This window comes from Methanocaldococcus indicus (genome assembly GCF_049554935.1).
Classification (GTDB): domain Archaea; phylum AGJL01; class Methanococci; order Methanococcales; family Methanocaldococcaceae; genus Methanocaldococcus; species Methanocaldococcus indicus.
This window is the reverse complement of the sequence record NZ_CP186926.1, coordinates 716,764-740,259: the sequence shown is the minus strand read 5'-3', so window position 1 is coordinate 740,259 and position 23,496 is coordinate 716,764. Positions and strand designations below refer to the sequence as shown.

Genomic DNA, 23,496 nt, shown 5'->3' with positions numbered 1-23,496 from the left:
TGAAAAGATATGGAACCAATATTATTAGGAGCTATTGGAGCAGGTTTAGCAGTTGGTATAGCTGGTTTAGGTTCAGGAATTGGTGCTGGAATAACAGGAGCAAGTGGAGCAGGCGTTATTGCAGAAGACCCTAACAAGTTTGGGACAGCAATTGTTTTCCAAGCACTTCCACAGACACAAGGGTTGTATGGCTTCTTAATAGCAATATTAATCTTGTTTGTCTTTAAAACAGCTCCTGCATGGGCAATGTTTGGAGCTGGATTAGCTACTGGTTTAGCTGGATTATCTGCTATTGGGCAAGGTATAGCAGCTGCAGCTGGTTTAGGAGCAACAGCTGAGGATAGTGAAATGTTTGGTAAAGCTATGGTTTTCTCTGTTCTACCAGAGACACAAGCAATTTATGGGTTGTTAATTTCTATATTGTTATTAGTTGGTGTATTTAGTGGAGCAGGAGCTACAACAGTTGCTGCTTTAGGTGCAGGATTTGCAGTTGGGTTTGCTGGATTGTCTGGGATTGGACAAGGTATTACTGCTGCAGGAGCTATTGCAGCAACTGCAAGAGACCCAGAAGCTATGGGTAAAGGGTTAGTTTTAGCTGTTATGCCAGAGACATTTGCTATCTTTGGTTTGTTAATAGCAATATTAATTATGGTTTTATTATAAAACTCTAAAATTCTCTTTTTAAATTTTTTTAAGGTGAGATATGATGGGAATTGATAAAATAAAATCTAAAATATTAGAAGATGCAACAGCTGAGGCAAATAAAATAATTGAAGAAGCTAAAAAAGAAAAAGAGGAAATTTTAAAGAAAGCTGAAGAAGAAGCAAAAAAAAGAAAAGAAGAAATTTTAAAGAGAGGAGAGAAAGAGGCTGAATTGTTGAAAAATAGAATTATAGCAGAGGCAAAATTAGAGGCAAAGAAAAAATTACTAAAAGCAAGAGAGGAAATTATAGAGAAAGCTATTGAAAAACTAAGAGAAGATTTAAAGAAACTCCCTGAAAGTGATAAATATCAGGATATATTATACAAATTAACAGTTGATGCTATTAATGTTTTAGGAGAAGAAGAGGAATATTATGCAAAAATAAATGAGAGAGATATAGAATTAATTAAAAATATAGAAAAAGAATTAAAATATGAGTTTGGAAAGAATATAAAACTTAACGTAGAAACAGCTAATATAATTGGAGGAATAATATTAGAGAATATTGAAAGAACTAAGTTAGTAGATAATAGTTTAGAAGCTGTTTTTGAAAGAAAATTGCCAGAAATTAGGATTAAGATTGTGGAGAAGCTATTTTAGGTGATGTATAATGGATATAGGGGCATTGATGGGAGAGACATTATTTAAAACACTTATGGATGTTATGAACAATCCCTTTACTATGCTTATAACAATAATAACTGTTATTATTGTTCTTGTTATTATTGTTTGGATTACTAAGATGATTATTGATTTAGCCCCTTATGCATATGTAAATGCAAGAATTAGAAGTAGAGAAGGTAAATTATTAGATTCAAATAAATTAAATGAATTAATTGAAGCTGGAAGTTTTGAAGAAATTTTGGGATTGTTGGCTGATACAGATTATAGTGAGTTTATAGAAACATTAGAAAAGAAAGACCCATTATTAGTAGAGAGAGCATTTGATACTTATTTAGCAAACCTATATACATTTATATATAATATATCTCCTGATTCAGCAAAAAAAGTTTTAAAGATATTGATTAAAAAATATGATATTCAAAATATTAAGACACTTTTAAGAGCTAAATATCTAAACCTAAAACCTGAAGAGATACACCCTCTATTAATTCCATTAGGAGAGCTTAAAGATAAATTAAGAGATTTAACAGAAGTAGGAAGTGTTGAGGAAATAGTTAGAGGATTAGAAGGGACTGAATATTTCAAAATTTTACAGGAAATTCTTCCAGAATATGAGCAAACAAAAAAGTTGTTACCATTAGAATTAGCATTAGATAAATATTACTTAGAAAGCTTAAAAAAGGAAATTATGATTGAAGGTAAAGAAGAAGATTTATTTAGAGAATTTATTGGATTATTGATTGATATTGAAAATCTAAAAGTTTTACTAAAAGCAAAATCAGACAATTTACCTGCAGATGAAATTATTAAATATTTAACTGATGGTTATGAATTACCATTATGGAAGTTGAAAGAGTTAGCAGGTGCTTCTGGAATTGAAGGTGTTATAAGTGGTTTAGAAGGAACAAGTTACTCTCAAATTTTAGCTGAAAAATTGGAAGAATTTAATAAAACAAAATCTGTATATGTATTTGAAAAAGCTTTGGATAACTATTTAGTTGATAAAAGTAAAAGAATAGCTCTAAGAAAACCATTTGGCTTAGGTCCAATATTAAGCTTAATTATAGCAAAAGAAAGTGAAGTAAAAAAGCTAAAAACAATTATAAAAGGAAAATTGGAGAATTTAAATCCAGAAGAAATCAAATCTTTGGTGAGCTAAATGAAAATTGGTGTTATAGGTGATACTGAGACAGCTATTGGTTTTAGATTGGCTGGATTATCTGATGTTTATGAAGCTAAAACAAAAGATGAAGTTATAAATGCTCTAAATGAATTAGATAGGGAAGATATTGCATTTGTCATAATTACAGAAAAGCTTGCATTAGAAGTGAAAGATTTCTTAGAAAAATATAAAAAAGTAGTTGTTCAAATTCCAGATAAATCTGGAAAAGTTGTTAAAGAAGACCCTATAAAAGAACTTATAAGAAAAGCTGTTGGAGTAGTTAAATAAAAATTAAGGTGATAAAATATGGCAGGAAGGATTATAAAGATAGCTGGACCTGTTGTTATGGCTGAAGGTATGAAAGGTTCTCAGATGTATGAGGTTGTTAAAGTAGGAGAAGAAAAATTAACAGGAGAAATTATCCAATTGAGAGATGATAAAGCAGTTATTCAAGTTTATGAAGATACAACTGGTGTAAAACCAGGAGAACCAGTTGAAGGTACTGGGGCTCCTCTATCTGTTGAGTTAGGACCTGGAATGTTAAGAGCAATGTATGATGGGATTCAAAGACCATTAACAGCTATTGAAGAAAAAACTGGCTCTATATTCATTCCAAGAGGAGTGGATGTTCCAGCTTTACCAAGAGATATAAAATGGGAGTTTAAACCTACTGTAAGTGAAGGGGACTATGTTGAAGAAGGAGATATTATTGGATTAGTTCCAGAGACAGACCCAATAACTCATAAAATATTAGTTCCAGTAGGAATAAAAGGAAAAATAATTGAAATTAAAGAAGGTAAATTCACTGTTGAGGATACTGTTGCTATTGTTGAAACAGATGATGGAGAAAAAGAAATAAAAATGATGCAAAAATGGCCAGTAAGAAAAGGAAGACCATTTAAAGAAAAACTACCACCAAAAATACCAATGATAACAGGACAAAGAGTAGAAGATACCTTCTTCCCATTGGCTAAGGGAGGTACAGCAGCAATTCCAGGACCATTTGGTAGTGGAAAGACAGTTACTCAGCATCAATTAGCTAAGTGGTCTGATGCTGATGTTGTTGTCTATATTGGTTGTGGAGAAAGAGGAAATGAGATGACTGAGGTTATTGAAGAGTTCCCACATATAAAATATAAAAAAGGAGATAAAGAAATTATCTTAATGGATAGAACTGTTTTGATTGCAAACACATCTAACATGCCTGTTGCTGCGAGAGAAGCTTCTGTCTATACAGGAATTACTATAGCTGAATACTTTAGAGATATGGGATATGGGGTTTTATTAACTGCTGATTCAACATCAAGATGGGCAGAAGCAATGAGAGAAATATCTGGAAGATTAGAAGAGATGCCAGGGGAAGAAGGGTATCCAGCTTACTTAGCTTCAAGATTGGCTCAATTCTATGAAAGAGCTGGAAGAGTTGTATGTTTAGGACAGGATAATAGAGAAGGTTTCGTTTCAATTGTTGGAGCTGTCTCACCACCAGGAGGAGATTTCTCAGAGCCAGTTACATCTAACACATTAAGAATTGTTAAAGTATTCTGGGCATTAGATGCAAACTTAGCCAGAAGAAGACACTTCCCAGCTATTAACTGGTTAATGAGTTACTCTCTATATGTTGATGATGTTACAGATTGGTGGAAACAAAACACAGGACCAGATTGGAGAGAGTTAAGAGATGAAGCTATGAGTTTATTACAAAAAGAAGCTGAATTGCAAGAAATTGTCCAATTAGTTGGTCCAGATGCTCTACCAGATAGAGAGAGAGTTATATTAGAAGTTGCAAGAATGTTAAGAGAGGATTTCTTACAACAAGATGCATTTGATGAAATAGACACTTATTGTCCTCCAATGAAACAGTACTTAATGTTAAAGATAATTATGACATTCTATCATGAAGCTTTAAAAGCTGTTGAGAGAGGAGTTGAGCCAGCTAAGATATTAAGTGTTTCAGTAAAACAAGATATTGCTAAAATGAAGTATATGCCTCATGAAGAATTTATAAATGTAAAAGCAAAAGAAATAATTGAGAAAATTAAAAAAGAGCTCTCCTCCTTAAATTAAATAAAATTTTTTAAGGTGATAAATAATGGCTGTATCAAGAGATGCTATTGAATACACATCAGTTAAGAGTATTGCAGGACCTTTGTTAGTTGTTGAAGGAGTAGAAGGAGCAGCTTATGGGGAGATAGTTGAGGTTATATGTCCTGATGGAGAGAAAAGAATGGGACAAGTTTTAGAGGCAAGAGAAGGTTTAGCAGTTGTCCAAGTTTTTGAAGGAACAACAGGTTTGAATACAAATAATACAAAAGTAAGATTTACTGGAAAGACAGCTAAGTTAGGAGTTTCATTAGATATGTTAGGTAGAATTTTTAATGGTAGAGGTAAGCCAATTGATGGAGGACCAGAGATAGTTCCAGAAAAAGAGTTGGATATTAATGGTTATCCTTTAAATCCAGTTTCAAGAAAGTTCCCAGAAGATTTTATACAAACAGGGATATCTACAATTGATGGGATGAATACATTAGTTAGAGGTCAAAAATTACCTATATTCTCTGGTTCAGGATTACCACACAATCAATTAGCTGCCCAAATTGCAAGACAGGCAAAAGTTAGAGGAGAAGGAGAACAGTTTGCTGTTGTCTTTGCAGCTATGGGTATAACATCAGAAGAAGCAAACTTCTTTATGGAAGAGTTTAGAAGAACAGGAGCATTAGAGAGAGCTGTTGTTTTCATTAACTTAGCTAATGACCCAGCAATTGAAAGAATTTTAACACCAAGAATGGCATTAACAGTTGCAGAATATTTAGCATTTGAAAAAGATATGCACGTTCTTGTTATATTAACTGATATGACCAACTACTGTGAAGCTTTAAGAGAAATATCAGCAGCAAGAAATGAAGTTCCTGGTAGAAGAGGATATCCTGGTTATATGTATACTGACTTGGCTACATTGTATGAAAGAGCTGGAAGAGTTAAGAATAAGAAAGGAACTATAACACAAATTCCAATATTAACAATGCCTGATGATGATATTACTCACCCAATTCCAGATTTAACAGGATATATCACAGAAGGACAGATAGTTTTATCAAGAGAACTCCATAGAAAAGGTATATATCCACCAATTGATGTTCTTCCATCATTGTCAAGGTTAGCAGGAAGTGGTCAAGGTCCTGGAAAAACAAGAGAAGACCATAAGAAAGTAGTAAATCAAGCTTATGCAGCTTATGCAGAAGGTAGAAGTTTAAGAGATTTAGTAGCAGTTGTTGGGGAAGAAGCTTTAACTGAGAGAGATAAAGCATACTTAAAATTTGCTGATGAATTTGAAAAAAGATTTGTCAATCAAGGAGATGAAGATAGAAGTATAGAAGAAACATTAGACTTACTATGGGAGTTGTTGGCTATATTACCATTAGAAGAATTAAAGAGAGTTGATGAAGAACTTATTAAGAAATATCATCCAAAATTCAGAAAAAAATAACTTAATCTTTTTTGATTTTAAATTTTATAGTATTCTTATTACTTTTTTATTCAAATATTTTAATTTTAAGGAGGTAATAGTAATATGATGATTTGCCTCCCAGTTATTGAGAAAGATAAAGAATCAGCATTAAAAACAGCTGAAAAATATTTAGAGTTGGCTGATTTGGTTGAGTTTAGATTAGATTATTTAAAAGAGTTGAAGATTGAAGATATTAAAGATTTTTGTAGGTATCCATCAATAATAACAATTAGAAGTAAAGAACAAGGAGGATATTTTGAAGGTAATAAAACAGGATATTTAATTGAGGCAATAAGAAATAATGCAAAATTTGTAGATGTTGAAAATGATTATGTTGATTTGCCTATTTTAGTAGATTATAAGAAAAAAATAGATTCTAAGACTAAGATTATTGTGTCATATCATAATTTTGAAGAAACACCTGAAAAAGAAAAATTAAAAGAAATAATAAATAATGCTTTATCTTTTGGAGATATTGCTAAGATAGCTACAAAAGTTAATGATAAAAAAGATATATTAACTATTTTAGAGTTGTCTTATGAATATAAAGGAAAGATTATTGCTATTGGAATGGGAGAAGAAGGAAAATTAACAAGAATATTAGCTCCATATTTTGGTTCAATATTAACATTCTCATCATATAAAGGTAAGTCATCTGCCCCAGGACAGATAGATATTGAAAAAATGAAGAAAATTATAGAGATGTTAGAATTAAAAAAATAGTTTTTGGGATTGAGATGTTTATTGATTATAGTAAGTTTATGCTATCAACTGACAATTATGACTTAGCAGATATAGTTATTTTTTCAGTTCCTTATGATGGAACCTCTTCTTTTAAACCAGGTTCAAGAGATGGAGGAAATGCTATAAGATTAGCGTCTTGGGGATTAGAAAGTTATAGTCCTATATTAGATAGAGATTTAACAGAAATAAGTTATGTAGATTTAAAAGATTTAGATTTATATGGAAATCAAGAAGAGATGTTTAAGTTTATTGAAGAAACTACTTTCAAAATTTTAGAGGATAATAAAAAACTTTGTATATTTGGAGGAGAGCATTCCATAACCTATCCAATAGTTAGAGCTTTAAAAAGGAAATATAATGAGTTTATTGTTATACAGTTTGATGCCCATGCAGATTTAAGAAATGAATATTTAGGAAATAAGTTATCTCATGCATGTGTTATGAGAAGAATATATGAGATTAATAAAAATATTTATCAGTTTGGCATAAGAAGTGGAGATAGAGAAGAGTGGTTATTTGCTAAAAATAACAACATATATTTAAAATCTTCACTATTATCAAAAGAAGATTTAGAAATAATAAAAGATAAAGAACTCCCTATATATGTTACAATTGATATTGATGTATTAGACCCAGCTTATGCTCCTGGAACAGGAACACCAGAGCCATGTGGTTTCTCTACAAGGGAGCTGTTTGATTCTCTATATCTATTAAAAGATTTGGATATTGTTGGCTTTGATATTGTTGAAGTTTCTCCAACATATGATTTAGCAAATATAACATCAATAACTGCTGCAAAGATTGCAAGAGAACTTTTATTGATGGTTGGTTAAAATGATTCTATTTTTTGAGTATGCATTAGCAACTAACTTTAACAATGAAAGTATATTAAAAGAAGGAACTTTAATGTATATTAAGCTTTTAAAAGAGTTTTTGGAGATTGATGATGTTATTACTATTTTACATAAAAGATTCTTTGAGAGATATAAAAAAAATAAAAACTTAAAAATTGTGGAAGGAAATGAAAATATTGAAAAAATTTTAGAGGATATTTTAAATGAGAATAATATTGATTATGCCTTAATTATAGCTCCTGAGGAGGAGAATATACTATACAATTTAACTAAAATCTTAGAAAAATACAAAATAAAAAATTTAGGTTCATCATCCAAAGCCATTAAAATAGCTGGAGATAAATATCTTATGTATAAAAAACTAAAAGATATTGTAAATATTCCAAAAACTTGGTTGGGTAGATATATAATAAAGAAGAGAGACGGATGTGGTGGTGAATTTAAATTTATTGATGAAAGTTATATTATTCAAGAGTATGTAGAGGGTGAAAGCTTATCTGTATCTTCAATAGTAGGAAAAAATAAAATTTATTTTTTATCTTTAAATAGACAATTTATCAATTGTGGATATAAAGGTGGGGAGATAAATATTAATCATCCAAAAAAAGGGGAAATATTTAAAGAAGTTGAGAAATGTCTAAAAAATATAGAGGGTCTCTTTGGATATGTTGGGGTAGATGTAGTTGTAAATGATGATATTCATATAGTAGATATAAATCCAAGAATAACCACATCAGTATATAAATTATATACAATTCCTACCTTAGCAAAACTTTTAATAAAAAATATTAATAATGAAGAACTATATTTTACTGTCTCAGGTGGAACATTTAAATTGTGATACTGTATGAAAATTGAGAAAATTTTGAGAATAGTTTCTCCTTTGTTCTTAATAGGAGTTTGGGAGTTGTTGGCTATATATATAAATAATCCAGTGATATTGCCACATGTTTATGATGTTGTTAATGTTCTTCTTCATCCTTATCAGGGAATTTTAGGGACAGGAAGTTTAATAGATAATACAATAGTTAGTATAAAGAGAGTTTTATCAGGGTTTATAATAGCTTCACTTGTTGCTGTTCCCTTAGGAATTTTAATGGGATATTATAAATTAGTATATAGCTTTTTAGATACCATTATAGAATTGATTAGGCCAATTCCTCCATTAGCTTGGGTCCCAATTTCATTGGCTTGGTTTGGTTTAGGAGAGACCTCAATGATATTTATTATATTTATAGGTGCTTTTTTCCCAATATTAATAAATACAATAGCAGGAGTTAGAAGTGTTCCAATTTCACTTATTGAGGCAGCTCTAACATTAGGAGCTAAAGAAAAAGATATATTGCTAAAAGTTGTTATTCCAGCAAGTTCTCCATATATATTAACAGGATTAAGAATTGGGATTGGAATAGCTTGGATGTGTGTAGTTGCTGCTGAAATGTTGCCAGGAAGTAGTTCAGGTTTAGGTTATTTAATTATGTATGCCTATTCCCTAAGTAGAATGGATGTAGTTGTTGCATGTATGGTGGTAATTGGAGTCATAGGATTGATATTAGATTATGCCCTAAAATTCATAGAAAAGAAATATTTTGTATGGAAAAAAATGCTAAAATAAAAAATTTTATCCTTTACTTAATAGTTCAATAACTTTCATTTCTATTTCTTCTTTAGGTTTATTCAATATATTTGCCAATGCCTCTGCAAATATTTTAGCATACTTTATTACATATTTTCTTTTTTTCTCTTCTTCCAATTCTTTTCTAATTCTTGCTAAGTATTTCTCTAAATCTCTTGCACAAATCATTAATGCCTGTCTTATCTCATTAAATATTTCTTCATTTTCTGTCTCACTACATGCTATTGCCTGTTTTCCAGCAGAAGTATAGGGAATGAATGTTGATACTAAATTGACAAATACTGTTATTGGAGCATCTTCTTTTATTCCATATCTTTTCCAGTTAATACTCTTAACAGCTTTAGTTATACCACATGCAGATGCATCATACAATAGAGGAACCTGATTTGCAAACCTCATAATTTCCATTTTCCTGCCAGAATCTGATTGTTTTCCAGCATTTCCCCCATAAGCTATACCAACCTCTACAATAAATGGAATTCCACTGTATGTCTTTGGTTTTCTTGTTATTGCCTTTACAAATTCTGGCTTTAAGAACTCTTTTAAAGATTTTTCTATATTCTCTGCTCCAATAGGTCTTAAACCAGATGTTGGAGGTGCTAAAAATTCCATACTTTGGAGAGAATTAACTAATAATTCAGCTTCTTCCCATGTTAATTCTTTTGGATTCTTTGATAGTAAGTTTTCAACTTCATTTTCAAATTTTTTGATTTCTTCATCTGAAATTAATTTTTTCTTCTTAATTTCTTCTAAAAATTCATCTGGTTTTTTAACAATATTTCTTAGTTTTTTCTCAATTTCATTAATAACTGTTGCAGATAAATAGTTTTTAACTGCCCAATCAATAAAGTTATCTGGAATCTTCTTAAAATGATTTTTTATATTCTCTATATCTTCCTTAGATAACTTTGAAAATAAGTAATCCATTATCATATATTTATAAATATACTTTTTTAGTTCATCTAAACTATCTGGAAGATTTTTTATAAGATTTTTAACTGTCTTAATCTCATCATCTGAAATATATTGAGCATATTTTTTTAGATATTTATTTATATCTACATTTAAATAACATTTTATAACTCTATCCCAGAATAATGAGTTTTTAAATTTTTTGACAATTAAGTCTCTTAATAAATATTTTTTTAATTCTTTGACCTTATTTGTTGAGACTCTTGATAGTTCAGATACTAACATTGATGAAACTTTTTTAGATTTTGTTTTTCTTGAAATATAAAGAAGTTCATCAACAGTTAAACCATAAGGATGAGGTTTCATCTCTTCTGGTTTTTTTGGAATTTCATTGATAACTCTATCAAATACAACTGTTCCATAAGGGTCTTTTAAAATTATTTTTGCATGTGGTGTAGCTAAACTTATCCTTCTTAAATATTCATAAGCACTATACTCTCCTCTATTATATGATACTTCCTTAAATTCACCTTCTACTCTTGTTCCTCTCCAATTTCCTTTTTTAACTTTTTTACTAACTATCTTACCTTCATTCTTTTCAACATCCATTTTTACCTCAACTTCATAAATAACTCCATCTCCTAATGATGTAGTTATCTTCAAAGGCTTTCCAGTAGTCATTTGAGAGAATAAAAGAACACCAGCTGCTCCAATACCTTGCTGTCCTCTTGATTGTATAAATCTATGCATCTTACTTCCAGCCAACATCTTTCCAAATACTTTAGGGATAAATTCTAATGGTATCCCTGGACCATTATCCTCAACCACTACCTTGTAATGGTCTGTTCCTAACTTTTCTATTTCTACTTTGATATCTGGTAAAATTCCTGCTTCTTCACATGCATCTAAACTGTTTGTAACTAACTCATGGACAATAGTTGTTAAACTTCTAATTTTTCCACTGTATCCAAGCATATGTTTATTTTTTCTAAAAAATTCTGAAACAGAATGTTCTTTAAATTCCTTAAAAGTTTCACTCATACTCTCCCTCTAAATACTTTTTTGCTAATTCACAGTATCTTAAAGCATTTTCTTTAATACTTTTAATTTCATCTTTACTTAGTTCTCTAACAACTCTACCAGGAACTCCTAAAACTAAGCTATTTTTTGGAATTTCTCTATTTTGTGGAATTAATGCATTAGCTCCAATTATACAATTTTTTCCAATTTTTGCTCCATTTAATATTGTTGAATTCATTCCAACTAAAACATTATCCTCTATATAAGCACCATGAACAACAGCACAATGTCCAATTGATACATACTTTCCAATGATTGTAGGATAATCCTTAGAGCAATGTATTACACAATTATCTTGAATATTTGAATAATCACCAACAACTATTTTATTTAAATCACCTCTTAAAACAGCATTAAACCATACTGAACACTCTTTACCTAATTTAACATCTCCAATAATAATAGCTCCCTTGGCTATAAACATGGTTAAAACCTTTTTTTTTAAAATTTTAATTAAATAGTAATAAAAAGAATAACTATTAAGGAGTCAATCTTTGTCTGTCTCTTGGGAATAATACACATTCTCTTATATTTTCTCTTCCAGTCAATACCATTGTAAATCTATCTGCTCCTAAACCCCAACCAGCATGTGGAGGCATACCATATTTAAAAGCTTCTAAATAAAATGTAAATCCTTCAGGGGAGAGTCCTTTTTTCTTTATACTTTCAACTAATAAATCATATAGATGAATTCTTTGAGCCCCAGATGATAGCTCTAAATCTTTATACATCAAGTCAAAAGCTTTTCCAATTTTTTCATCTTTTGGCATTGTATAGAAAGGTCTAATTTCCAAAGGCCAATCAGTTATAAAGTAGTATGAGCCCATTTCCTCTCCTAAAACTTTCTCTGCTTCCCTACTTAAATCATCTCCCCATTCAATTGGAACTTTATTTTTTATTATTTCAAGGGCTTCATCATAAGTAATTCTATCTATCTTCTCAGGAATATCTAATTTTACTCCCAATATATTTAATTCTTTTTCTCTATTTTCATAAACATCATTTAATGCATTTAAAACAACTTTCTCTAACATATCCATAGCATCTTTATCATCTGCAAAAGCCATCTCAATATCTATAGATATAGCTTCATTTAAATGTCTCCTTGTGTTGTGCTCTTCTGCTCTAAATATTGGAGCTATTTCAAAAACTCTATCTAATCCAGATGCCATTAACATCTGCTTATACAGCTGAGGACTTTGTCCTAAGAATGCCTCTTTCTCAAAGTAAGATATTGGGAAAAGTTCTGTTCCTCCTTCTGTACAGCTTGCTACTAATTTTGGAGTATTAACTTCTATAAATCCTTCTTTATAAAATGTATCTCTCACAGATTTTAACATTTCACTTCTAATTTTAAATATTGCCTGAACTTTTGGTTTTCTTAAATCTAAAAATCTGTTGTCTAATCTTGTATCTAATTCAGCCGGAACTTTTTCAGCTGGGTCTAATGGAAGAGGTCTTACTGCTCTATTTAATATTTCAACTTCCAATGGAAGAATTTCTACTCCTCCAGGAGCTTTTTCATTAGCTACAACTTTACCTTTAACTTTTATAACATCCTCCTGTCCAAGTGATTTTATTTTTTTAAATAGTTCTTCTCCAACTTTTTGTTTTGGAGCAACTATTTGAATTGTCCCTTCTCTATCTCTTAAAATAACAAATACTAACTTACCTAATGCTCTTACAGAATGAACCCATCCTGCTAACTCTACAATTTCTCCATCTTTATCAGGAGTTATTTCACTTGTATATATCCTCATAATTTTTCCCTCCCTGCTTTTTTTATTGCATTATATATTTGTTCAACTTTATCAGGATTTTTTTCTATTAAAGTGCCTGTTACAATTACATCAGCACCAGCTTTAACTTTTTCATAGGCAGTTTTTTCATCTCTTATGCCTCCTCCAACAATAATATTAATATTTGCTATCTCTTTACTTATCTTTATAGCTTCATTACTAACTGGAAATTCTGCTCCACTTCCAGCTTCTAAATAACACCATCTCATACCAAAAAATTTGGCAGATAGACAATACATAGCTACAATATTTGGCTTATTTTTAGGAATTTCATTTATGTCTCCTACAAATCCAACAGTTGTATTTTTTGCAGGCTCTATACATATATATGCTGTTGGAATTGGCTCAATCTTATACTTTAAGATTTTTATAGCTCCTAATGTAGGAGCAAGAGTTGTCCAGTAGGTGTTTCTTGAATTCATTAAGCTCATATATAATATTGCATCTGCCTCTTTTGAAATGCCATCAACATTTCCAGGAAATAAAATTATAGGGATATTGGTATCTTTTTTAATCTCTTTAATTTTTTCATCTAAATTTACTATTCCTGAACTTCCACCTATTAAGAAAGCATCAGCATAATCCATAATACTTTCTAAATCAACATCTTTTTCAGGGTCAATTAGTATAAAATAGGCAGCTCCCTCATTCTCTATAATCCTATTTAGCTTTTTTTCTACTCTACCTAACAAAATATGTCCTCACCCTTATATTTATCCAAAGTAATAATATTAAAAATTAAAAATAATATTTAATATCTAACATATAATTTATAAAATTAAAAATTTAAAGTGATTATTATGAATTTTTTAGAAAAGTATATAAAATTAAAAAAACAAAAACTCAAAAATAAACCTAAGGTTATTGTTGTAGGTAGGAGTAATGTTGGTAAATCAACTTTAATTAGACATCTAACAGGTAGAAAAGATATTAAAGTAGGAAAAAGACCTGGTGTAACTTTAAAGATTAATGAGTATGATTTAGGAGATTATATATTAGTTGATATGCCAGGATTTGGATATATGAAAGGAATTCCTAAGCATGTTCAAGAGAAGATAAAAGATGAGATAGTTAAATATATAGAAGAGAATGCAGATAATATTGCAGCTGCTATTCATGTTATTGATGTTAAACCATTTATTGAAATTGTTGAGAGATGGGAGAATAGAGGAGAGATTCCAATAGATTTGGAGATGTTTGATTTTATAACTGAGTTGAAAATATCTCCTATATTAGTAGCTAATAAGATGGATAAGATAAAAAAAGAGGAAAAAGATATAATTTTAAATAAAATTTGTGAATATTTAAAGTGTTCTCCACCATGGACTCAATGGAAATTTATAGTTCCAGCAATTTTAAAGAAAGGTGAGGGTGTAGATAAAATTAAAAAATTAATTAAAGAAAGAGTAGAAATTTATAAAAAACTACAAGGTGAATAAATATGAATTTAGAAGAAAGAAAACAATTAGAAGCTAAAAAAATTGATGAATTGGATTTAAAAGGCAAAAAAATATGTGTTGATACTTGTGTTGTTATAGATGGTAGAATTTCAGAGATGATAGATAAAGGAATTTTAGAAAATTCTACAATAGTTATTCCTGAGGCAGTTGTTTCAGAATTGGAATATCAAGCAAATAAAGGAAGAGAAATAGGATTTAAGGGAATAGAGGAATTAAGAAAAATTACTGAAAAAGCTAAGGAGAAAGGAATTAAAATTGAGTATTATGGAGAAAGACCAAGTTTGGAGGAAATAGCTTTAGCTAAAAGTGGAGAAATTGATGCAATGATTAGAAATGTTGCTAAGGAAACAAATTCTATATTACTAACATCTGATTGGATACAGTACAATTTAGCAAAGGCACAAGGGATAGATGCAATATATTTAGAGAAAGAGGAAGAAGATATTGAGTTAGTTTTAGATAAGTTTTTTGATGAAGAAACAATGTCAGTTCATTTAAAAGAAGGTTGTCTTCCTTATGCAAAAAAAGGAAAGCCTGGAGATATAAAGTTAGTTCCAATTGGTGAGAAAGAACTAACAAAAGAGGAAATGGAGGAGATTATTGATAATATTATAAAATATGCTGAATTAAACAATGGATTATTTGAAATACAAAGAAAAGGAGCAACAGTTATTCAATTAGGAAATCTAAGAATTTCAATTGCAAGACCTCCATTTTCTGAGGCATTAGAAGTTACTGCTGTAAGACCAATAATAAAAGCTAAGTTAGAAGATTATAATTTATCAGATAAACTCTTAAAAAGATTGGAAGAAAGAGCAGAAGGAATCTTTATTTCTGGACCACCTGGAAGTGGAAAGTCGACATTTGTTACTGCTTTGGCGGAATTCTATAAAAATAAAGGAAAAATAGTTAAAACAATGGAGAGCCCAAGAGATTTACAAGTTAGTAAAGAGATAACTCAATATGCTCCATTAGAGGGAGATATGGAAAAAACAGCAGATATTCTTTTATTAGTTAGACCTGACTACACAATTTATGATGAAGTTAGGAAAACAAGGGATTTTGAAATTTTTGCAGATATGAGATTAGCTGGAGTTGGAATGGTTGGAGTTGTTCATGCTTCAAAACCAATAGATGCCATTCAAAGATTAATTGGTAGAGTTGAGTTGGGAGTTATCCCACAGGTTGTAGATACAGTTATATTTATAAAAGATGGTAAAATCCAGAAAGTTTATGAGTTAGATTTTACTGTTAAAGTTCCTTATGGAATGGTTGAGGAAGATTTAGCAAGGCCAGTTATAGAAGTTAAAGACTTTGAAACAGGAGAGACAGAGTATGAAATCTATACTTATGGGGAGCAAGTAGTAGTTATGCCAGTAAAAGGTGATGAGAAAAAAGCTCCTCCAATATACAGCTATGCAGAAGAAAAATTGGAAGAAATTTTAAGAAGATTATTACCAAGAAAAGCTAAACCAATAGTTAAAGTTAAAGGTGATGATTCTATTGAGTTGTATGTCCCAGAGAGATACATTGGAAGTATAATTGGGAAAGGTGGTAAGGAAATATCTAAATTAGAAAATACTTTGGGATTAAAAATATCTGTAAGAGAAAAAGATGAAAATCTTGAAAAAGAAGAGTTTAACAAAATTTATGAAATAGATAATGAATTGGAGAGTTTTAAAATTTATGAAACTGATAAGCATGTTGTAGTAGATGTTGGAGAAGATTATGCTGGAGAAAATATAAAAATATATATTGATAATAATAAATTATTAACAACTGTTACAGCAAGAGTTGATGGAACTGTAAGAATTAACAAAAAAACAAAAGTAGGAAAGGAGATATTAAAAGCTATTAAAGAAGGTAAGGACATCTATGTAGATGTTGTTAGAGAAGATTATTAAAAAGGATATTACTGCTCTATTAATCTCATTACTTGCTCCTAATATGTCCCCATTAACTCCACTTAAATTTTTATTTGCATATCTACTTAAAATATATCCAACAATTACAGAGCATATAATTAGAAAAATTACCTCTTTATTAATTAAAATTAAAGGCAAAACTAAAATTAATCCATACATTAAATTTTTTAATGAGCAGTTTTTAACAATATATCTTCCTGAGCCAGATGGTTGAGGATTTCCAAAAGTAGCACAACTTATCATACTTAATTTGTTTAACACCTCTATAATAAAGATATAATATATTAAACTATTAGTAATAAAGTATGAGTAAGAGATAATACTTATCAATGTTATAAAAAATCCAAAAGCAAAACCTCCAACACCTATATACTTATCTTTTAAAGCATCTAATTTGTTGTTAAAGCTCATCCATGCATCTCCAAAATCTAATAATCCATCAAAATGTTGAAAACTATTTAAATACTCAATAATAAAAATTGTTATTGTTGAAGACAATAGAGGATATATACATAATAACTTAACAAAAATATAACCAATAACTCCAAAAAAGTATCCTATAAAAATAACTAAATGAAAATTTTTACCTATATCTTCTAAACTAAAATTTTCCACATTAATAGGAATTCTTGTAAAAAAAGAAAAAAACAACTTTATTATTCTCATTTTGATTCCACTAAATTTTTTATTATTGGGAGAAGTTCTTTTATATTTTCAATTTTGTAGTCAGATATATTATCCTCCATATCTTTATATTTTCCCTTTAATATTCTTACTGTTATCATTCCTAAGGCTTTTGCAGGTTTTATATCTCTATCAACTCTATCTCCAACATATATAACCTCTTTAGGTTTCAAATTTAGTTTTTTTAATCCATACTTAAAAAATTCAATATGTGGCTTACCTAAACCAAATTCCTCTGAAGTAACAACTTCATCAAAAAATAGATGAATTCCTAATCTTATCAATTTTTCCCATTGCTTTATTGTTAAGCCATCAGTTAAAACAGCCAACTTTAAATCCATTTTTTTTAATTCAATTAAAGTTTTTATAACATCTGGGTAAGGTCTTAATAAAGCAACTTTAACATTATGATATGTTATTATTCCAGTTGTTATTATCATGGGGTTATAATATCCTAATATTGCCTTAACTAAATCATCAAAATGTTTTCCATAATTGGAACCTTTATCTTTAATAATTTTATTTAGTATTTCCCATGCAGTATTAAAATCAACATCTAATCCAGCATCAATCATTGATTTTATAGCTTCTCTCCTTGCAATATTAACAAACTCAGAACTGTTGTATAGTGTGTCATCTAAATCAAAAATAACTCCTTTAATCATTCCTTAGACACCATATATTTAACTTTCTTAAAAAGCCCTACAAAATCATCATCTTCATTAACAGTAACAATAATTAATCCTAATTGTTTATGCTTCTCTATCCAGTCCTCATCATATACAGGAACTTCTATCTTAACACTCTCATTTAGAGGATTTCCAACTATAATATTTCTGTATGGAAAGGGCTTTAAACCTTCTACATCAGTGTAAGGGAATACTGTCTCTCTAATATATCCACCTAATGCTAAAACCATCTTTGGTAGTATAACCATCTTTGGCATAGTCATCAACTTTTTAATGTAAAGTTATTTATAAAATATTTTATGTATTATACTTATTACCATAATATGGATTAAATAGTATATTACTATTATTAATCTTTGGTGATGTGTTATGGTATTTGAGGAGTTTTTTGATATTGGTAAGAAAAAAATTAAAGTTGATATAAAAGACAATTTAGATAATGAAATAATTGATGAATTTAAAGAAGAAAAAAAAGAAGATGAAACAAAAGAACTATCTGAGTTGGATAAAGATGCAAGAATTGCAGAATTGGAAGGAAAATTACTAAAATTAGAGTTAGAAAAGAAAGAATTAGAAAAAGAAAATTTACACTTAGTTAAAGAAAATGAAATATTAAGAAGAGAATTGGACAGAATGAGAATGCCTCCTTTATTAATTGGGACAGTTGTTGAAAAGGTTGGAGATAGAAAAGCAGTTGTTAGAAGTTCTACAGGTCCAAGTTTCTTAGTTACAATATCTCACTTTGTAAATCCTGATGAACTAACTCCTGGAAAAAGAGTATGTCTTAATCAACAAACTTTAACTATTGTTGATGTCCTTCCAGAAACTAAGGATTATAGAGCAAGAGCTATGGAAGTAGATGAGAGACCAAATGTTAGATATGAGGATATTGGAGGATTAGAAAGGCAAATACAAGAAGTTAGGGAAGTCGTTGAACTACCTTTAAAATATCCTGAATTGTTTGAAAAAGTTGGTATAGAGCCACCTAAGGGAATCTTGCTTTATGGACCACCAGGGACAGGTAAGACTTTATTAGCTAAGGCAGTTGCAAGAGAAACAAATGCTACCTTTATTAGAGTTGTAGGTTCTGAGTTAGTTAAAAAGTTTATTGGAGAAGGTGCTACATTAGTTAAAGATATATTTAAATTAGCCAAAGAAAAAGCTCCATCAATAATATTTATTGATGAGATTGATGCTATTGCTGCTAAAAGAACAGAGGCTTTAACAGGTGGAGATAGAGAAGTTCAAAGGACATTAATGCAACTCTTAGCTGAAATGGATGGATTTGACCCAAGAGGAGATGTAAAAATTATAGCTGCAACAAACAGATTAGACATTTTAGACCCAGCAATTTTAAGACCAGGAAGATTTGACAGAATAGTAGAAGTTCCACCACCAGATGAAAGAGGAAGATATGAAATATTAAAGATACACACAAGAAATATGAACTTAGCAAAAGATGTAGATTTACAAGAAATAGCAAGATTAACAGAGGGATGTGTTGGGGCTGATTTAAAAGCTATATGTACTGAGGCGGGAATGAATGCAATAAGAGACAAAAGAGATTATGTAACTATGGAGGACTTCCTAAAAGCAGTATTTAAAGTTATGGGCAAGAAAAGATTAAAAGAAGAACCAAAACACTTAGAAGTTCTATATAGATAATTCTCCTTTTATAATTCTCTTCTTTAACTCTTTTGCTAACTTTAAAGCCCTTTTTCTATCTGATTGTCTGCAAGTAATTTTTAACCCACAAATTTCTCCTAATCTTATTTTAAAAACTTCACAAACATAACCACAAACTCCACAACCAAAGCAATCCTCAGTTATAATAATTTTATTGTTCTCTTTTTTTATTGCATTTGTTGGACAGCTCTCTTCTGCTTTACAAATATTACAATTTTTACATTTCTCAATATATATTTTAGGTCTTAAATCTACATTCTCCCAGACATCAGAATACTTACCATAATCTATAATCTCTCTACCAAATAAATTAACCAATGGTAGAGGAATATCTTTATCTAATTTTTTTAAAGCCTCTCTATGTTTCCTTACATCTACTGGCAAAGCAACAGTATTATATATCTCAATTCCTCCAGAAGTTAAAAATCCTCCTAAATAGTAACTGTCCATATCTTTCATATTTGCTGATATCATTAAGTTAGGTTTTTCTAAACTTGACCTTGTTCCAAAACCTAATACTAAACACTCAGCTCCATTCAATAGTCCTCTTAGCCCTACAACATCATTCTTATCTTTAATAATCATATTCTCAAGTGGATTGATTTCACCACATCCGGAAAATGATGCCTCTCCTATCTTTAATTTGAATCTATGGAAAATTGTAGCTGTCTCTTTATTAGATGTAAATGCTAAATAATTTTTAAAAGCAAATCTTGTTCCAATCATTTTAGCTGTTTCAAATTTTTCTATGTTAAATATTTCTTCAATTTCTTTACCTTCATCAGTTATAACTTTAACATCTATATCCTTACCTTTAACAATATCTTTAAATAAAAATCCTACCTCCCCAAAAAATATGCAATCTACTCTTCCCAAATATTCATTTGGACAAACACCTACTACTCCCTCAATATCATTAAAAAAGATTTTTTTAGCCCTTCTAAATAGTGTATTAAAATTTAAGTGAAATATCCCAGAAGTTCCAGACATTATTCCACAAGTAGCAGTAGTAACTACATCAATCTCATCAATTTTATCTTCCTCATTATTTCTAATCAATTTTTTTAGTTCATCAACAGTTACTACTTTCACATCCTACACCTTCTCTATTAAATAATTCCCCAAAAGCAAATAATCAAATTTAAAACTTTTTAAAGCATCTACCTCTCTACAAACTATGGGCTCTCCATGTAAATTAAATGAAGTATTTAAAACAACTGGCAAGTTTATATTTTCATTGATATAATTGATTATGTCATAATATAGAGGATTACTTTCTCTTTTTAATGTTTGTGGTCTTGTTGTTTTATCTACATGAACAACTCCTTCAATCTCTTTAACTCTTTCTTCCCTAACTTTAAAAAGAAGTGTCATAAATGGACTATACTTAGGATTTATTAAATAGTCATCAACATACTCATACAAGATAGTTGGAGCAAAGGGCATAAACCACTCTCTCCCCAAAATTTTATTGATTCTTTCTCTATTTTCTTTTGTTGGAAGAGCTATTATACTTCTATTTCCCAAAGCTCTTGGTCCAAATTCCATTTCATCTCTTGCTATACAAACAACTTTATTATCTAAAATTTTCTCCCCAATAATTTCTGGAATTTCTTTATTTTCTAAGTAAGTGTATTTATATGTTGAGTTCAGAGAGGTTAATATTTTATCTACTCTTTCATTCTCAATCTTATAACCAAAATATGTATTTTTTATTTCTAATCTTTTAAAGTATTTTGAGGATAAAACAGCTCCAAAACTTAAACCTTCATCCCCCATAAATGGAGGAACAAATAAGTTAAAATTTTCTGCAATTTTAGAGTTTAATTTAACATTTTGAGCAACTCCTCCTGTAAAAACTATATTCTCTATATTGTACTCAGAAGATAGGTGATTTATAGCTTTTAAAACAACTTCCTCTAAAACTTTTTGTGCATATTTGGCTACTCCAACTTTTTTATTAAAATCTAGATTATCTAAATTCAATAAAGATTTTAGTTTTTTTGTTGCTTCACTACCTACAACATCTAAAAAGTTTCTAAAACTTTTTAATTCCTCAATATAGTCAATAACTTTTAAATTAAAATAGTAATCAGATGTAAAAGAAGATAAAGACATAACTTTACCTTCATCTTCCATAGGTTTAAAACCTAACAACTCTGTTATAGATGCATAAAAATCTCCAACAGAATCTAAGTATGAACTCTCACAAATAACTTCTAAATCATCCTTTCCTATTGATGCTAAAAAAGATAGACCATCTCCTGAGCCATCTAATGAGATAACTAAGCACTCCTTAAAATCAGATAATTTATATAAATAACTATGTGAGAGATGATGGTATATAAAAACAAGATTTTTTCTTAATTTATTTTGAAAATCCCTAATTTTTAATAATTTGTTTCTTCTCCTAAATACTGAGCCAACTTTTATCTCATCAACATTTGTTACTTTATTTAGGATATATCTTATAGATTCTTCAGGAAAACCTCTATAATTTTTTATTCTTTTAAATCTCTCTTCACTGTTAGCTAATATTGTATTTTTATTTATATATGTGGAGCTTGCATTATGCCCATCATGTATTCCTAAAATGTTCATCTAAATACATCCTCCTCTTTACTCCTAATTAAATCCCTCCCTTTACCTTCCCCAAATGGAACATTAGCTCCTCTAATAACTACAACAGGGATTCCTTCATCTGCTTCTCCCATAACCACATTAGCTAAGCTTGCTAATTCATCTGCAATAGCTACTTCTGTTGATTTTAATTCTCTCCCAAATAAATCTTTCTCCCCCTTCCTATCCCATAAAGCTAAGATTCCACTAACCCCCAAAGCTATCCCAACTGCTCCTTTTCTGAAAGGTCTTCCTACACTATCTGATATAATAACACCAATTTTTTTTCCAGTTAGTTTTTCTAACTCTTTTCTTAACTTTTCTGCTGATTCATCAGGATTTTTTGGTAAAAGCTTTATACCCAAAGTATTACTTTCATCTACTCCACTATTTGCCATAACATAACCGTGCTTTGTCTCAGTTATTATAAAGTTTTTCCCTATTTTTATAATTTCTTTAGCCTCATCTAAAATAGCTTGGACAATTTTTGGGTCTTTTCCAGTTAGTTCAGCTAATTCCTTAGCTTTTTCTGATGGGACTATTTTGTCTTTGTCTATAACTCTACCTTCCAACTTAGCTACTAATGTCTCAGCTACAACAACAATATCATAATCTTGTAGAGGAAATTTAGCAATTTCTCTTGCCAAGTCAAATCTTTCATCTTTTTTGATAATAGGCATTTCTAAACCAAAAACTTCTAATTTTCTTTTTATCATTATTTCATCTCCCAAAAAAAGAAAAATAAATTATAATTTCATAATATATATAAACATATATGTAGCTCCAAATCCTAAAATTAACCCAATAATTCCATATAATATAGTCATTGGTGTTATCCCACTACTTTCTGTTGTATTAGTGTTTGTTGTAGTATAATTATTGGTTGAGTTCTTCTCTTTTTGTATATTAGTGCTAATATTTTCCTCAATTATATTTGTGTTGTTATTTTTTTCTTTTACTAATGATGTATTATTTTCATATTTTGAAGTATTTATGTATTTTGTCACATTTACATAAATGTACTTTGGAACATATTTAATTATTACTTTTGGTTTTTGCACATAAATATTCTTAGTTATTGTTTTTGTTATTTTTGTTCCATCTACATAATAGCTCATATCAATTGTTATATAATTTGTTCCTGGATATTTTGCTGTTCCCTCAAATATATTAAATATTAAGGTATCTTTTGCAACTCCTGCATAGTATAAAGTAGTATTTTTAAAGTCAATAGTATCTGAGGTTATTGTTAAATTAAAATCTTCAAGATTAGTTGGAGCTCTCCATTCAAATATGATATATACTGAATCATTTACATAAGGTGTTTTAGGAACTATATCAATCTCTTGAGCATTAACAATAGTAAAGGCAAAAAATAAAAACAAGAACATTAGTAAATTTAGTTTCATAA

At 29.6% G+C, this 23,496-nt stretch carries 24 protein-coding genes; 13 read left to right on the top strand and 11 right to left on the bottom strand.

Going from position 1 to position 23,496, the window contains the following annotated elements:
- Nucleotides 1-9 precede the first annotated feature (9 nt).
- The 10 genes from ACPB8Q_RS04155 (at nucleotide 10) to ACPB8Q_RS04110 (ending at nucleotide 9,210) form a co-directional block, all read left to right on the top strand.
- Entirely contained in the window at nucleotides 10-663 is a 654-nt protein-coding gene (locus ACPB8Q_RS04155; protein ID WP_423791933.1) for a V-type ATP synthase subunit K, read from the top strand.
- Between the two features lie 43 nt (nucleotides 664-706).
- Nucleotides 707-1,303, top strand: coding sequence for a V-type ATP synthase subunit E (locus tag ACPB8Q_RS04150; RefSeq protein WP_423791932.1), 597 nt, complete (start codon nucleotides 707-709; stop codon nucleotides 1,301-1,303).
- Between the two features lie 10 nt (nucleotides 1,304-1,313).
- The gene (locus ACPB8Q_RS04145) at nucleotides 1,314-2,486 is read left to right on the top strand and encodes a V-type ATP synthase subunit C (RefSeq protein ID WP_423791931.1); all 1,173 of its coding nucleotides are present in this window, start codon (nucleotides 1,314-1,316) and stop codon (nucleotides 2,484-2,486) included.
- A complete protein-coding gene (locus tag ACPB8Q_RS04140) occupies nucleotides 2,487-2,777 on the top strand; it encodes a V-type ATP synthase subunit F (protein WP_423791930.1) in 291 nt (96 codons plus the stop codon).
- A gap of 18 nt (nucleotides 2,778-2,795) precedes the next feature.
- Entirely contained in the window at nucleotides 2,796-4,556 is a 1,761-nt protein-coding gene (locus tag ACPB8Q_RS04135) for an ATP synthase subunit A (protein ID WP_423791929.1), read from the top strand.
- Between the two features lie 25 nt (nucleotides 4,557-4,581).
- Nucleotides 4,582-5,976 carry a V-type ATP synthase subunit B gene (locus ACPB8Q_RS04130; RefSeq protein ID WP_423791928.1) on the top strand — a complete coding sequence of 465 codons (1,395 nt, stop codon included), beginning with the start codon at nucleotides 4,582-4,584 and terminating at the stop codon, nucleotides 5,974-5,976.
- An 87-nt stretch (nucleotides 5,977-6,063) separates the two neighbouring features.
- Nucleotides 6,064-6,720, top strand: a complete 657-nt coding sequence (aroD, locus tag ACPB8Q_RS04125; RefSeq protein ID WP_423793405.1) for a type I 3-dehydroquinate dehydratase — start codon at nucleotides 6,064-6,066, stop codon at nucleotides 6,718-6,720.
- A 14-nt stretch (nucleotides 6,721-6,734) separates the two neighbouring features.
- Nucleotides 6,735-7,574, top strand: coding sequence for an agmatinase family protein (gene speB, locus ACPB8Q_RS04120; RefSeq protein WP_423791927.1), 840 nt, complete (start codon nucleotides 6,735-6,737; stop codon nucleotides 7,572-7,574).
- A 1-nt stretch (nucleotide 7,575) separates the two neighbouring features.
- Entirely contained in the window at nucleotides 7,576-8,436 is an 861-nt protein-coding gene (locus tag ACPB8Q_RS04115) for an ATP-grasp domain-containing protein (protein WP_423791926.1), read from the top strand.
- A gap of 6 nt (nucleotides 8,437-8,442) precedes the next feature.
- A complete protein-coding gene (locus tag ACPB8Q_RS04110) occupies nucleotides 8,443-9,210 on the top strand; it encodes an ABC transporter permease (protein WP_423791925.1) in 768 nt (255 codons plus the stop codon).
- Between the two features lie 6 nt (nucleotides 9,211-9,216).
- On the opposite strand, the gene ACPB8Q_RS04105 is transcribed toward ACPB8Q_RS04110, so the two are convergent.
- From ACPB8Q_RS04105 to ACPB8Q_RS04090, 4 genes are read right to left on the bottom strand one after another with little or no spacing between them, the layout of a single operon-like run.
- Nucleotides 9,217-11,184: a DNA topoisomerase VI subunit B gene (locus tag ACPB8Q_RS04105; RefSeq protein ID WP_423791924.1), complete on the bottom strand. Its 1,968-nt coding sequence runs from the start codon at nucleotides 11,182-11,184 to the stop codon at nucleotides 9,217-9,219.
- Nucleotides 11,177-11,647, bottom strand: coding sequence for a gamma carbonic anhydrase family protein (locus ACPB8Q_RS04100; protein ID WP_423791923.1), 471 nt, complete (start codon nucleotides 11,645-11,647; stop codon nucleotides 11,177-11,179). Before ACPB8Q_RS04100 ends, ACPB8Q_RS04105 begins: the two co-directional genes overlap by 8 nt.
- Before the next feature lie 55 nt (nucleotides 11,648-11,702).
- A complete protein-coding gene (gene aspS, locus ACPB8Q_RS04095) occupies nucleotides 11,703-12,983 on the bottom strand; it encodes an aspartate--tRNA ligase (protein WP_423791922.1) in 1,281 nt (426 codons plus the stop codon).
- Entirely contained in the window at nucleotides 12,980-13,714 is a 735-nt protein-coding gene (locus ACPB8Q_RS04090; RefSeq protein WP_423791921.1) for a geranylgeranylglyceryl/heptaprenylglyceryl phosphate synthase, read from the bottom strand. The genes aspS and ACPB8Q_RS04090 overlap by 4 nt, the downstream gene beginning before the upstream one ends.
- Before the next feature lie 108 nt (nucleotides 13,715-13,822).
- Here ACPB8Q_RS04090 and engB point away from each other — a divergent pair, with 108 nt between their 5' ends.
- Together engB and ACPB8Q_RS04080 are read left to right on the top strand one after the other, a co-directional pair.
- Nucleotides 13,823-14,461 carry a GTP-binding protein EngB gene (engB, locus tag ACPB8Q_RS04085; RefSeq protein ID WP_423791920.1) on the top strand — a complete coding sequence of 213 codons (639 nt, stop codon included), beginning with the start codon at nucleotides 13,823-13,825 and terminating at the stop codon, nucleotides 14,459-14,461.
- A 2-nt stretch (nucleotides 14,462-14,463) separates the two neighbouring features.
- A complete protein-coding gene (locus ACPB8Q_RS04080) occupies nucleotides 14,464-16,386 on the top strand; it encodes a PINc/VapC family ATPase (RefSeq protein WP_423791919.1) in 1,923 nt (640 codons plus the stop codon).
- On the opposite strand, the gene cobS is transcribed toward ACPB8Q_RS04080, so the two are convergent.
- From cobS to ehbP, 3 genes are read right to left on the bottom strand one after another with little or no spacing between them, the layout of a single operon-like run.
- Nucleotides 16,327-17,073: an adenosylcobinamide-GDP ribazoletransferase gene (gene cobS, locus ACPB8Q_RS04075; RefSeq protein ID WP_423791918.1), complete on the bottom strand. Its 747-nt coding sequence runs from the start codon at nucleotides 17,071-17,073 to the stop codon at nucleotides 16,327-16,329. The two genes, ACPB8Q_RS04080 and cobS, sit on opposite strands and share 60 nt — an antisense overlap.
- Nucleotides 17,070-17,756 carry a TIGR02253 family HAD-type hydrolase gene (locus ACPB8Q_RS04070; protein ID WP_423791917.1) on the bottom strand — a complete coding sequence of 229 codons (687 nt, stop codon included), beginning with the start codon at nucleotides 17,754-17,756 and terminating at the stop codon, nucleotides 17,070-17,072. The genes cobS and ACPB8Q_RS04070 overlap by 4 nt, the downstream gene beginning before the upstream one ends.
- Nucleotides 17,753-18,037 carry an energy-converting hydrogenase B subunit EhbP gene (ehbP, locus tag ACPB8Q_RS04065; protein WP_423791916.1) on the bottom strand — a complete coding sequence of 95 codons (285 nt, stop codon included), beginning with the start codon at nucleotides 18,035-18,037 and terminating at the stop codon, nucleotides 17,753-17,755. Before ehbP ends, ACPB8Q_RS04070 begins: the two co-directional genes overlap by 4 nt.
- Nucleotides 18,038-18,149: 112 nt before the next feature.
- Between ehbP and ACPB8Q_RS04060 the strand changes: the two genes are divergently transcribed.
- Nucleotides 18,150-19,445, top strand: a complete 1,296-nt coding sequence (locus ACPB8Q_RS04060) for a proteasome-activating nucleotidase (protein WP_423791915.1) — start codon at nucleotides 18,150-18,152, stop codon at nucleotides 19,443-19,445.
- Here the strand turns inward: ACPB8Q_RS04060 and ACPB8Q_RS04055 are convergent.
- Genes ACPB8Q_RS04055 through ACPB8Q_RS04040 form a run of 4 tightly spaced genes read right to left on the bottom strand, consistent with a single transcriptional unit; the run spans nucleotide 19,434 to nucleotide 23,494 of the window.
- A complete protein-coding gene (locus ACPB8Q_RS04055; protein WP_423791914.1) occupies nucleotides 19,434-20,558 on the bottom strand; it encodes a methanogenesis marker 16 metalloprotein in 1,125 nt (374 codons plus the stop codon). The two genes, ACPB8Q_RS04060 and ACPB8Q_RS04055, sit on opposite strands and share 12 nt — an antisense overlap.
- Before the next feature lie 3 nt (nucleotides 20,559-20,561).
- On the bottom strand, nucleotides 20,562-22,067 hold the full coding sequence (locus tag ACPB8Q_RS04050; RefSeq protein WP_423791913.1) for a carbamoyltransferase C-terminal domain-containing protein: 1,506 nt from the start codon (nucleotides 22,065-22,067) through the stop codon (nucleotides 20,562-20,564).
- Nucleotides 22,064-22,801 carry a coenzyme F420-0:L-glutamate ligase gene (locus ACPB8Q_RS04045; RefSeq protein ID WP_423791912.1) on the bottom strand — a complete coding sequence of 246 codons (738 nt, stop codon included), beginning with the start codon at nucleotides 22,799-22,801 and terminating at the stop codon, nucleotides 22,064-22,066. The genes ACPB8Q_RS04050 and ACPB8Q_RS04045 overlap by 4 nt, the downstream gene beginning before the upstream one ends.
- A 30-nt stretch (nucleotides 22,802-22,831) precedes the next feature.
- On the bottom strand, nucleotides 22,832-23,494 hold the full coding sequence (locus tag ACPB8Q_RS04040; RefSeq protein WP_423791911.1) for a hypothetical protein: 663 nt from the start codon (nucleotides 23,492-23,494) through the stop codon (nucleotides 22,832-22,834).
- Between the last annotated feature and the right edge of the window lie 2 nt (nucleotides 23,495-23,496).